General features: G+C 40.2%; 13 protein-coding genes. All 13 read right to left on the bottom strand.

Annotated elements, in window-relative coordinates:
• Positions 1–57: 57 nt before the first annotated feature.
• Complete coding sequence (locus tag CXF89_RS04885) at positions 58–2,265, bottom strand: chemotaxis protein CheA (RefSeq protein ID WP_121953964.1); 2,208 nt, start codon at positions 2,263–2,265, stop codon at positions 58–60.
• A 15-nt stretch (positions 2,266–2,280) separates the two neighbouring features.
• Complete coding sequence (locus CXF89_RS04890; RefSeq protein WP_007585814.1) at positions 2,281–3,054, bottom strand: protein phosphatase CheZ; 774 nt, start codon at positions 3,052–3,054, stop codon at positions 2,281–2,283.
• A 17-nt stretch (positions 3,055–3,071) separates the two neighbouring features.
• The gene (gene cheY / locus CXF89_RS04895; protein ID WP_008132609.1) at positions 3,072–3,455 is read right to left on the bottom strand and encodes a chemotaxis response regulator CheY; all 384 of its coding nucleotides are present in this window, start codon (positions 3,453–3,455) and stop codon (positions 3,072–3,074) included.
• A 40-nt stretch (positions 3,456–3,495) separates the two neighbouring features.
• On the bottom strand, positions 3,496–4,206 hold the full coding sequence (locus CXF89_RS04900; protein ID WP_007585810.1) for an RNA polymerase sigma factor FliA: 711 nt from the start codon (positions 4,204–4,206) through the stop codon (positions 3,496–3,498).
• A gap of 26 nt (positions 4,207–4,232) precedes the next feature.
• Positions 4,233–5,093 carry a MinD/ParA family ATP-binding protein gene (locus CXF89_RS04905; protein ID WP_007585809.1) on the bottom strand — a complete coding sequence of 287 codons (861 nt, stop codon included), beginning with the start codon at positions 5,091–5,093 and terminating at the stop codon, positions 4,233–4,235.
• Positions 5,086–6,567 (bottom strand): flagellar biosynthesis GTPase FlhF, encoded by a 1,482-nt coding sequence (flhF, locus tag CXF89_RS04910; protein WP_007585808.1) that lies wholly within the window; start codon positions 6,565–6,567, stop codon positions 5,086–5,088. Before flhF ends, CXF89_RS04905 begins: the two co-directional genes overlap by 8 nt.
• Positions 6,568–6,588: 21 nt before the next feature.
• A complete protein-coding gene (flhA, locus tag CXF89_RS04915) occupies positions 6,589–8,700 on the bottom strand; it encodes a flagellar biosynthesis protein FlhA (protein ID WP_010553901.1) in 2,112 nt (703 codons plus the stop codon).
• A gap of 72 nt (positions 8,701–8,772) precedes the next feature.
• Positions 8,773–9,903 carry a flagellar biosynthesis protein FlhB gene (gene flhB / locus CXF89_RS04920; protein ID WP_007585806.1) on the bottom strand — a complete coding sequence of 377 codons (1,131 nt, stop codon included), beginning with the start codon at positions 9,901–9,903 and terminating at the stop codon, positions 8,773–8,775.
• A 9-nt stretch (positions 9,904–9,912) separates the two neighbouring features.
• Entirely contained in the window at positions 9,913–10,692 is a 780-nt protein-coding gene (gene fliR, locus CXF89_RS04925) for a flagellar biosynthetic protein FliR (protein WP_007585805.1), read from the bottom strand.
• A gap of 2 nt (positions 10,693–10,694) precedes the next feature.
• Positions 10,695–10,964 (bottom strand): flagellar biosynthesis protein FliQ, encoded by a 270-nt coding sequence (gene fliQ / locus CXF89_RS04930; RefSeq protein WP_002959325.1) that lies wholly within the window; start codon positions 10,962–10,964, stop codon positions 10,695–10,697.
• Between the two features lie 40 nt (positions 10,965–11,004).
• Positions 11,005–11,745 carry a flagellar type III secretion system pore protein FliP gene (fliP, locus tag CXF89_RS04935; RefSeq protein ID WP_121953965.1) on the bottom strand — a complete coding sequence of 247 codons (741 nt, stop codon included), beginning with the start codon at positions 11,743–11,745 and terminating at the stop codon, positions 11,005–11,007.
• 4 nt (positions 11,746–11,749) lie between these two features.
• Positions 11,750–12,133 (bottom strand): flagellar biosynthetic protein FliO, encoded by a 384-nt coding sequence (gene fliO, locus CXF89_RS04940; RefSeq protein ID WP_007377952.1) that lies wholly within the window; start codon positions 12,131–12,133, stop codon positions 11,750–11,752.
• The gene (fliN, locus tag CXF89_RS04945; RefSeq protein WP_007585803.1) at positions 12,130–12,528 is read right to left on the bottom strand and encodes a flagellar motor switch protein FliN; all 399 of its coding nucleotides are present in this window, start codon (positions 12,526–12,528) and stop codon (positions 12,130–12,132) included. Before fliN ends, fliO begins: the two co-directional genes overlap by 4 nt.
• Positions 12,529–12,540 lie beyond the last annotated feature (12 nt).

Below are 12,540 nucleotides of genomic sequence, written 5' to 3' on the forward strand. Positions count from 1 at the left end.
TAGCTCTCTTATTAAATTTATGCGTAGGTATATATTAAATATATACCTACTTTATTATTAGCCTGCGTAATGTTTTAACATGTTTGGAACGTCTAAAATCAGTGCAATGCCACCATCCGAAGTTATTGTAGCACCTGCCATACCTGGTGTTCCTTGAAGTAACGCATCAAGCGGCTTAATCACTACTTCTTCTTGACCAATTAATGAGTCAACAACAAAACCAATTTGCTGCGTACCAATTTGCACAATAACTACATGGCCTTTTGCTTTTCGCTGTGAACGATCTGAGCCTTTAACTAACCAGTGCTCGAGGTAGAATAACGGTATTGCCTTTTTACGCACAATAATTGTTAATTGCCCATCAACCACATTTGTTTTCGTTAAATCTAAGTTGAATATTTCACTAACACCTGCAAGTGGTAACGCAAATGTTTGTGCGCCAACAATTACCATTAAGGTCGGTAATATGGCTAAGGTAAGTGGTACTTTTATCTCTAAAATAGTACCTACACCTAACTCAGATTGAATACTTACAGAGCCGTTTAATTGGGTGATTTTAGTTTTCACCACATCCATTCCAACACCACGACCTGAAATATCAGATATCTCTTCTTTTGTAGAAAAGCCAGGTGCAAAAATTAGGTTGTATGCTTCAGTGTCAGAAAGTCGACTCGCTTGATCGTGATCGAGCACGCCTTTACTAATTGCTATTTTTTTCAGTTTCTCAGCATCCATACCAGCGCCATCATCTTTAATGGTCAACAAAATATGGTCGCCTTCCTGAGACGCTGATAAAGTAACATTACCTGTTCTAGGCTTACCGGCAGCCTCACGAACAGCTGGCATTTCAATACCGTGGTCAACTGAGTTTCGAACTAAATGCACAAGCGGATCGGCTAGTGCTTCCACTAAGTTTTTATCTAAATCGGTTTCTTCACCTACAAGTTGTAAGTCAATGTCTTTGTTTAAGCTGCGTGCTAAATCGCGTACTACGCGAGGGAAACGACCAAATACCTTTTTAATTGGTTGCATTCGCGTTTGCATAACCGCGCCTTGAATATCAGCAGTCACTACATCTAAGTTAGAGATTGCTTTACCCATTGCTTCACTGTCTGAATTGGTCGCTAAACTAACCAAACGATTTCGCACAAGTACTAACTCACCAACCATATTCATAATTTGGTCAAGTCGTTTTGTATCTACGCGAACTGTCGTCTCTGCTGCTGGTGGCGCTGATTTTTTAGGCGTTGCTGGCGCTGCTTTAGCAACCGGTTTTTCTACCGGTTTAGAAGCGGGTGCTTTTACAGGTTCTGGTTTTTTTACAGGCACACTCGCTTTTGCAGCTGGTTTAGCTGGGATATTGGGCTGTTTCACAGCTGGAGTGCTTTCTATTGATTTAGGTGCAGTGCCTTTACCATGAAGTTCATCAAGAAGCGCTTCAAATTCATCATCACTAATTTCATCATCTGATGAATTAGCAGTATTTGACGCTGGTTTAGCTGATTCTACAGGCGCTTTAACTGCACTACTTTGCTCAGGTGCTTTACTCGCAACCTCACCAAAACTGCCAACTCCATGTAACTCGTCTAATAAGCTGTCAAATTCATCATCAGTAATATCACCATTAAAATCACTACTACTTGCTACTGGCTTTTCAACTGCAGGACCTTGTCCTTTACCGTGTAGTTCATCAAGTAAGTTTTCAAATTCATCTTCAGTGATTTCGTTTATTTCAGCGCCACTAACCGAAGGAGTTCCACTAAACATTTCATCAAATGCAAATGGATCTTCCTCATCAGCTATTGGCGTATCAACTACTTCATCAAGAGGTTGTTCAACGTCAGTTTCTGAAGCGACTCCGTTAAGCTCGGCTTCTGTTGGAGGTAGGCCCAAAATGTGGAGGGTTTGAAGTAACTCAGGATCTGCTGGTTCTGGCTTATCCCTATTTTGGATAGTCGCGAACATTTCATTAATGGTGTCGAGCGCTTGTAAAATAACATCCATTAACTCTGAATTGACCGTTCGCACGCCTTGACGTAGTAAATCAAATACGTTTTCAGCGCCGTGGCAAGCATCAACAAGTTCTGTCATAGCTAAAAAGCCTGCACCACCTTTTACAGTGTGAAAGCCTCTAAATATGGCATTTAGTAACTCGGTATCTTCTGGATTATTTTCCAGTTCAACTAACTGTTCAGATAAAAGCTCTAGGATTTCTCCTGCCTCTACAAGAAAGTCTTGTAAAATATCTTCATCGACTTCAAACATGCAGTTACTCTCCTCTTAGAAGCCCAAACTTGATAAAAGATCATCGACTTCATCTTGATCAGACACAACATCATTACGCGATTCTTTATCAATAATAGGGCCTTCAGGACCTGCTAAAGTTTGTGTGGCAACTGGTTCTTTTATTTTTTGTTGTTCTACTTTATTCGCTGTGTTGTCACTGTCATCTTGTTCAGCAAACGCTGTTAAAAGATGAAGTAAGCTTTCTTCTACTTCTCTAACAAGTTCTATAACACGGCGAATAACTTGACCTGTTAAGTCTTGATAGTCTTGAGCCATTAGTACATTTGTCATTAAGCTTTGAAGCTCATCCGTTTTATGATGAGAGTTATTCATAAACTTATCGATACTATGGCAAAGTTGTTTAAACTCACCAAGCTCAATCTCCCGGCTCATTAAACGATCCCATGTCGGTTTGATATGAGATATTTCATCTGCAAGTTGCTGAGCTATAGGTAAACTAGCCTCAACAGCATCCATTGTTTTATTAGCCGCATTTTCTGTCATTTCTATAACATAATTAAGCCGCTTTTTAGCATCTGGAATCGCATCTGTCGTTATGTTAGTTAAGCGAGTATCAAGCTCAAAACTTTTAAGTGCTTCGTGCAGTTGACGAGTCAACTTCCCAACTTCAGCAAATAATTTAGACTGCTCTTGCGAAGCTGTCTCTAAAATCAACTGATTAGCTTTATCTTGCTCATCGTTTTCTAAATAAATGACGAGTTGACGAGCTTGTTCTAACGTTATTTGAGGCGCAGCTGGTGCTGACATAAGCCTCTCCCCCATCATTAGCCTAAGCGTTCAAATACTTTTTCTAATTTAGTTTTTAATGTTCCAGCCGTAAATGGCTTAACAATATAACCATTAACGCCAGCTTGCGCTGCAGCTATTATTTGTTCTTTTTTAGCTTCTGCCGTTACCATCAGTACAGGGATATGTTTTAACTTATCATCTGCACGAATTGCTCTTAAAAGGTCAATACCTTGCATTCCCGGCATATTCCAATCTGTAACCACAAAATCAAATACTTGATTTTGTAACATAGGCAAAGCTGTAGACCCGTCATCAGCTTCTTGAACATTAGTGAAACCTAAGTCACGTAATAGGTTTTTTATAATTCGTCTCATCGTTGAAAAATCATCAACTACAAGAATTTTCATGTTTTTATCCAAAACATCCCCCAGTGAGGTATTAACCTTAGTTTACTTACTACTAGTTTATCCAGTCATTGATTTTAGCTTTAAGCTTAATCATCGCCTGACCATGTATCTGACTTACACGCGATTCGCTTACATCGAGTATATGTCCTATTTCTTTTAAATTCATTTCATCGTTATAGTATAAAGAAAGTACCATCGCATCACGCTCTGGTAATGACTTTATTGCATTTAGCAAAGACTCATTAAACCGATCATTTTTAACATTATTAAAAGGTTTGTCTAGCGCTAAATCTTGGCCTACGGGAGTAATAACATCCTCATCTACACCAAGGTCTTCTATGCCTAATACTTTACTGGTATTAACATCATTTAAAATATGATGGTACTCATTGAGTGAAATTTCAAGTTTTTCAGCAACTTCTGTATCTGTTGGTTCGCGATTCAGACTGCTTTCGAGCCCAGTAATTGCCTCTGCAACTTGTCGGCTTTTACGGTGTACTGAACGAGGAGCCCAATCACCACGACGCATTTCATCAAGCATAGCCCCGCGAATACGAATACCGGCGAAGGTTTCAAAGCTTGCGCCTTTTGTTGCATCAAAGTTTTTTGAAGCTTCTATTAAACCTATCATTCCTGATTGAATTAAATCATCAAGCTGAACGCTAGGTGGTAATCGAGCAATTAGATGACATGCCACTTTTTTAACAAGTGATGCATGTTTCTCAACAATCACATTTAAGTTTTGTGTTGATTGATATCCCATAGCTCTATTCACCAATGTTGTCATAATTAGCCGTTTACTAGTTTCTCAATGAAAAACTCTAAATGCCCAGATGGTTGATTTGGTATTGGCCATTTAACTGCTTTTGTCGCCAGCGCTTTAAACGCGAGAGCGGCTGGCGAACTTGGAAAGAGCTCAACAATCACCTTTTGGCGACGTGTTGCTTTGCGCATATTTTCGTCATAAGGAACCGTTGCTACTAGCTCCATTGAAACATCTAAAAAGCGATCGGTAACTTTAGATAGTTTTGCAAACAATTCAGTGCCTTCACGCATACTGCGGACCATATTGGCAACAATTTTGAACTTATAAACACCGTGCTCGCGGCTTAATACTTTAATAAGTGCGTAAGCATCGGTTATTGATGTTGGTTCATCGCACACTACAACCATTACATCTTGTGCTGCTCGTGAGAAGCTTAGCACCATGTCTGAAATACCAGCGGCTGTATCTACAATTAAAATATCAAATTCGGTATTCAATTCGCTAAATGCACGAATTAGCCCGGCATGCTCAGATGGCGATAATTCAACCATACTTTGCGAGCCCGATGTAGCGGGTACAATTTTAATACCAGCAGGCCCTTCAACTAAAATCTCGTCAAGCTCACATTCACCTGACAAAACGTGTGATAAATTGCGCTCTACACGTAAACCAAGCATCACATCACAGTTTGCTAAACCTAAGTCAGCATCCAGCACTAATACTCTATTACCTTGTTGCCCTAGTGCAATAGCGGTATTTAGAGAAACATTTGTTTTCCCCACCCCACCTTTACCACCGGTTACAGCGATAACTTTTACGCCGTTGTTATTGTTTTGACTCATTTTGCGCAGGCCGCTTGCTTGATCTAATACTGTGTTAATCATACATCCCTACTGTACTTGGCGCCACTGCTTGGTGCCTTGAATGTTGTGCTTTTGTTCTTTTTAAATATAACTGCTCAGCCTTTTTCACTAGTTTTTCAGCATTTGCAACACGAATATCTTCTGGCACTCGTTGACCGTTAGTAAGATACCCTATTGGAAGGCGATTTTGAATCGCAATACTAATTATCTCACCCAAACTTAATGATTCATCTAACTTAGTGAAAATACAACCACTTAACTGTACTTTTTTAAAGTGGCGTACTGTTTCTTGTAATACATTAATTTGTGCCGTCGCGCTTAGTACTAAGTAACTGCGAATATCCACACGTTGGTTACGCATTAACGTGTTTAACTGCTCAGTTAAACGTAAATCTCGCTGACTCATACCTGCTGTATCAATTAATACTAGACGTTTATTTCGTAAATGATATAAAACTTCAGCTAATTCATTAGCATCTTTAACTTGCTTTACACCACAACCAATAATACGGCCGTAAGTAGCAAGCTGTTCATATGCACCAATTCTGTATGTATCAGTGGTTATTAAGGCCACTTTATCAGCGCCATATTTTTGTGCGCCTAACGCTGCAAGCTTAGCAACTGTTGTTGTTTTACCAACACCTGTTGGACCCACTAACGCATATACACCACCTTGGCGAAGTATTTCATTATTGGTTGTTTGCATTTGATCTTCGACCATCGTTAACAATGCTTTCCAACCTTGCTTACGAGATACATCATCAGGTACAAAACATGCCATTTGTTGCGCTACTTCTTTATCAATACCCATACCGACTAAGCGGTCAACCATGCAAGCGCGTGTTGGATCGCGACGCGCCATATCTTGCTGCATTAAGCCCGATACTTGATGCTCAAGCAATTGACGAATTGCGTTCATTTCTTCACGCATTGTTGTCATTTCTTCGCTTTCATTATTGGGTGTTTGTTGGCGAGCAGTTACTGGACTATCTAAATCATCAAAGTCGCTGTCTAAATCATCAAAACCTAAGCTATCCGCTTGAGTTTGTGGACGAACTGGCGCTGCATTTTCAGGAGCAAACATATTTTTAGTACGCTGTTCCATAACTGGTTCTTGATAGTTATCGGTAGTATCAATACCTGATTGTGAAAACATTGATGCAAGTTCAGGGGAGCGAGGACGCGGTGATTGGCGCTCTAATAAAGCCTGTAGGCTGTCAGCCACTTTTGCTTGCGGCTCTGGTTTGGCACGCTGAGGCTCTGGTTTTACAAAATTATGCATACTTTGCTGTGGTGCTTGAGCACGCGGCTCTGCAGTACGTTGTGGTTGCGCTGCTACTTTAGGGGCTGCTTTGTCATAATCAACTGCCGCTACAATTTCTACACCGTTAGCCAGCTTCTTATTTGACATAATAACCGCATCAACACCTAATTCATCTTTAACTTCTTTAAGTGCTGTGCGCATATCTTTAGCAAAAAAACGTTTAATTTTCATGATTCAACCCCTGTTAAAATCTTATTGTTGGCCTACAGAGCTAACAATCTTGATCTGTCTTTCGTCTGGTACCTCTTGATAAGACATCACTCTCAATCCTGGAATGGTGTACTTAACAAAACGAGATAACACAGTGCGTAACATTCCTGACGTTAGCAATATAGAAGGTTCACCGGCCATTTCTTGATTTTGATGCGCTTGTGTCAATGACACTTGAAGTCGCTCTGCAAGTCCAGGCTCAATACCGGCACCTTCATCGCCTGCATTTTGTAATGACTGATGCAACATCTGTTCCAACTCAGGTGCCAAGGTTATGACAGGGATTTCTGATGACATACCAACCGCATCTTGAACAATTAACCTACGCAGAGAAATACGCACTGCAGCCGTTAATACATCAGGGTCTTGGCTACGCGGACCATACTCAACAAGGGTTTGAACAATTGAGCGCATATCGCGAATAGCTACACCTTCATTCAATAAATTTTGCAGTACTTTTACAATTGCAGTTAATGGCAACACATCAGGTACTAGCCCTTCTACTAAGCGAGGATGGCTTTTAGCAAGCATATCAAGCAGGTTTTGAACTTCTTCATGCCCTAGTAACAACGCCGCACTGTTAGTTAATAACTGGCTAATATGAGTGGCAACTACCGTGGCTGAATCTACAACGGTATAACCTAGTGATTGCGCTTCATCTTTTTGATCAGGCTTGATCCATACTGCATCAAGGCCAAACGCAGGATCTTTAGTTTCAACCCCTTTAATTGGGCCAAATACTTGCCCTGGGTTAATTGCTAGCTCGTCGCCATGTTTAAGTTCGCTTTCACCGGTTGAAACACCCATTAGCGTTATTCTGTAAGCATTAGGGTCAAGCTCTAAATTATCGCGAATATGAACAGGTGGTACTAAAAAACCAAGCTCTTGAGAAAGCTTTTTACGTACACCTTTAATACGATTAAGTAGCTCACCACCTTGTGATTGGTCCACTAACGGAATTAATCTATAACCTACTTCTAGGCCAATTACGTCAACCTGTTGAACATCATCCCAACCAAGTTCTTTTTGCTCTTGTTTATTGGCAATACCTGTTGCAGCGCTTCCGCCACTGGCGGCCTCTTCGGCTTCTGCTGCAGCGGCTTTTAGCTTAGTTTGCTGTGTGTAGTAAGCTAAATAACCCAATAACGCACCTAAACTTAAAAAAGCAAAATGCGGCATACCAGGCACTAAACCCATGATGATCAAAATACCTGAAGCAATAAAGAGTGATTTTTCGTTACCTAGTTGTTTCTTAAATTGGTCACCCATATTGAGCGACTCATTTTGACGTGTTACAACAATCGCGGTACCAATTGAAAGCAGTAAAGAAGGAAGTTGAGCAACTAAGCCATCACCAATGGTAAGTAATGTATATACTTCCATTGCGTTGCCAAAACTCAAATTATGTTGAATCATACCGACAAATAAACCACCAACAATATTGATGATTAATATAACAATACCTGCAATGGCATCGCCTTTTACAAATTTACTCGCACCATCCATTGAGCCGTAAAAATCAGCTTCGCGAGTTACTTCCTCGCGGCGGTCACGCGCTTGCTCAGCACTGATAAAACCAGCGTTTAAATCGGCGTCAATTGCCATTTGTTTACCCGGCATTGCGTCAAGGGTGAAACGTGCAGATACCTCAGAAATACGCCCAGCACCTTTAGTAATTACCACAAAGTTAATAATGATCAGAATTAAAAATACGACCAAACCAACAGCGTAGTTACCACCAATAACTACGGAGCCAAACGCTTCAATTACCTTCCCAGCAGAATCCCCACCGTTATGACCCTCAAGTAATACAACTCGAGTGCTGGCAACATTAAGCGCTAAGCGCATAATCGTAGCGATTAGTAATACAGAGGGGAATATACCAAACTCAACCGGCTTCATCGTGTAAACAGTCACGAGTAAAACCACTAATGCGAGGGCAATATTAAACGAGAAAAGGATATCGAGTAAAAATGGCGGTAACGGTAAGATCACCATTCCCAAGGCAGCAAGCACAAGCAAAGGAGTACCTACCCCTTTGGCATAGTCTTTTTTGTCTCTGTTAAGTTGTTGTAATACCGCTTTAAAACTCATAATTCTACAATTTCAAAAAATTGACACTACGTAGAATTTGCAATAACTATTCCAAGTTACTGAGTTAACGGTTTAATACTTGTAGGCATCGGGGATTGGGAGCTTATTATTAAGTTTAGTTGGGCGTTTTCCGCGCCCTTTATTAAAGCGCTTAAGCTGAAATACATACGCTAAAACTTGCGCTACTGCAGTAAATAGCTGATCGGGTATTTGCTCTCCTACTTCAGCAGTATGATAAAGCGCTCGGGTCAACATGGGGGATTCTAAAATAGGTACTTCATTCCCTATTGCTACTTTTCTAATTTGCATCGCCATTTCATCGATACCCTTAGCAAGCACTATTGGCGCTCCTGCGCGCTCTGTATCGTATTTTAATGCTACTGAGTAGTGAGTTGGGTTTGTAACAATAACATCAGCGTCAGGGACATCTTGCATCATACGGTTTTGCGACATTTGCCTTTGAGTTTGCCTAATACGCGCTTTTATTTGTGGGTCACCTTCAGAGTTTTTATACTCATCTTTAATCTCTTGCATTGTCATTTTAAGTTGTTTGTTATGGTTATAACTTTGAAATGGTGCATCAATAGCCGCAATAATAATTAAAGTGCACGAAAGACCTAAAAACATCCAGCCTAAAATCTCTAAGGCATGGATAATATTACCTGGTGCACTTTCTAAACTTAAATGCAGTATTTCATCAAAATAGGTATTAATTAAAAATATAGCAAAACTTGCAACCAAACCAAATTTTAAAAGTGACTTTACAAGCTCAATAGCCGCTTGCGGGCCAAACATACGTTTAAAGCCTTTCATTGGCGACATTTTACTTGCTTTAGGTGCAGCGGCTTCCCAGCTAAAATTAAAACCACCTAGTAACGTATTACCAATAAATGCAGCCAAAACTATAATTAATACAAACATAGCCATAGGAAACATTAAAGCGTCTGCAACCTCTCCCCATACGGCAAACATTTTAGTAGTATCAAAGGCTTCGTTGCGATTTAAGCTAAGGGTTCGGCCCATTACATTGTATAAACCTTTGCCAATTTCTGGCCCATACATCAAAAGCGATATAGCCGAAAAAATAAGTACAAACATGGTACCTAGCTCTTTTGAGCGCGCTATTTGGCCTTTCTTTTTAGATTCTTCAAGTTTTTTGGATGTGGGTTCTTCTGTTTTTTCTTGTCCTGAGTCTTCAGACATGACTTTCTCCTAAGGTGAACAACCAACTAAAGTACACATTAGCTCAACCATTTTTAACCATTGAAACTCAAACTGAGTAACAAAGTTACCTAGTGTCGCCCAAATAATAATAAGTCCCGCTACCAAGGTAAACGGAAAACCAATAGAGAAAATATTTAATTGCGGTGCTGCACGCGTCATAATACCAAACGACATATTAATAACGAGCATCGCGGTAAGCGGTGCAAGTGAGAGTACCAGTGCTGTAGTAAACATCCAGCCACCCCAGGTCACTATGTCCCAGTAATGATCTACAGACCACCATGTGCCATCAATGGGTAGCACTTGAAAACTATGCACCACCATTTGAATCATCATTAAATGACCGTTAAAAGCAAAAAATAATAGGGTGGCCAAAATAAGGAAAAACTGGCCCACAGCAGGCACACTCGCACCATTAGAAGGGTCAATAACCGAAGCAAAACCTAAACCGGTTTGCATCGCGAGTATTTGCCCTGCTAACACAAAAGTATTTAATAAAAGTATAGATGCAAAACCAATAGCAACACCAATCAGCATTTGTTGAATAACGACTAAAATCATCTCAAACGAAAATAAATTAGTGAATGTAGCTGGGGGCAGAACAGGAACTACAACAAAAGTTACAACAACCGATAAACCCATTTTTATACGTGTAGGAACATTTTTAGCCCCCAAACCAGCCATAATCATAATCATTGAGCTAATGCGTACCAGCGGCAACAAAAAATCGCTCAACCATTGAATAACGACAGCAAAGGGGTATTCCACGTTTAGCCTGCAATTTCAGGAATAAGTAATACTAGGCGAGTAAAAAAGTCCATTAGCTCTTGAGTAAGCCAATGCCCACCCACAATAAGCGCACTAATGGTAATTAATAAACGAGGTAAAAAGCTCAATGTTTGTTCATTGATAGACGTTGCGGCCTGAAACACAGCCACAACTAAACCAATAATTAAGCCTGGGACTACAATTGCAGACACCAGCTTAATAACTAAAAAAAGAGCGTCACTTAGGATATCAACAAAAATTTCCGGTTCCATGTTGTACTCCTATTGTTGGGTCATGTTAATGCTTTGCATACTAAGTCACTAAACCAAAGCTTTTGGCTAGAGTCCCCATCACTAAGCTCCAACCGTCTACAAGTACAAATAACATAATTTTAAACGGTAAGGACACAATCATGGGTGAAAGCATCATCATACCCATCGCCATTAATACTGAGGCGACCACTAAATCAACAATTAAAAATGGGATAAAAAACATAAACCCTATTATAAATGCGGTTTGCAATTCGCTGGTTACAAAGGCGGGTATAAGCACTATTAACGGTGTATCTTGTGGCGAATCTAGCTGATCGTAACCGGCAATTTTAGCAAACGTTTCTAAGTCTTTGAGACGCACTTGAGAAAGCATAAAGGCTTTCATTGGCTCTTTAGCCAGCTCTAAAGCTTGTACTGAAGTAACCTGCTCATTTAAGTAAGGTTCTATAGCTCGCTCGTTTACCTGCTGATAAATAGGCGACATTATAAAAATACTTAGAAAAAGCGACATCCCTAATAACACTTGGTTTGACGGTGTTTGCTGCAAACCAATTGCTTGGCGCAAAATGGCGAGTACAACAATTATTCGTGTAAAGGAGGTCATCATAATTATGGCAGCCGGTATAAAACTCAGCGCCGTCATAATTGCTAAAACTTGTAACGTTACTGAGTAATCCTGTGTGCCATCAGCGTTTGTTGTAATAGTAAGCGCATCAATTCCTTCCGCGCTTACACTTGGTACAAACACCATGGCAAAAATAATAAGCAGCCACTTTGTCATAGGTTTAATTCTTTTTATTTTGGTTTGATTGCGGGTTTAAAAGTTTACCAAATCGTTTAGCGAGTTCAGGTAGTTCTTTTTCACTTAATGGGGTTTCTAACTTGTGTAAATAATTAATACTGTGGGGAGTTACACCAAGTAAATGCTGAGCATTATCTATCTCAACAACCATTAAACGCTCGCGAGAACCCAAAGGTAGACTTCTGACTACTTTAAATTCATCGCTGTTTGCTAAATTTGGATTAAGCTTTTTAACAAAAAATGCCAGCACAATAATTAGTACTAGCACCATTACAAGCGACAGCACCATAGAGAGTATATCTCCAGTTGGTGTTGCCACATCTGCTTTTGAAAAAACGGAACTCGTTAAAGCAACTAATAAGCTCATCGTAGTTTTTTGATCCGCTCTACTTGGCTTATCACGTCAGTTAAGCGAATACCAAACTTGTCGTTTACTACAACTACTTCACCATGGGCTATCAAAGTACCGTTAACTAGCACGTCTAGCGGCTCGCCCGCAACACGGTCAAGCTCAACAACAGAGCCTTGGTTAAGTTGCAATAAGTTACGAATATTAATTTTAGAGCGTCCTACTTCCATTGAAATAGTAACGGGGATATCTAAAATAGTGTCGAGTTTTCGTTTTTCATCGCCACTCATTTCGTGTTTTGAATCACTTAACTCATCAAGCTCTGCAACATGTGCTTCGCTACTATCATCTGGAGCTTCGGCTTCTGCTAATGCTGCAGCCCATTCATCCATTGTGTCTTGATCATCGCTCATACTTTTAACCTT

This window comes from Pseudoalteromonas sp. MelDa3, assembly GCF_002863625.1.
Classification (GTDB): Bacteria; Pseudomonadota; Gammaproteobacteria; order Enterobacterales; family Alteromonadaceae; genus Pseudoalteromonas; species Pseudoalteromonas arctica.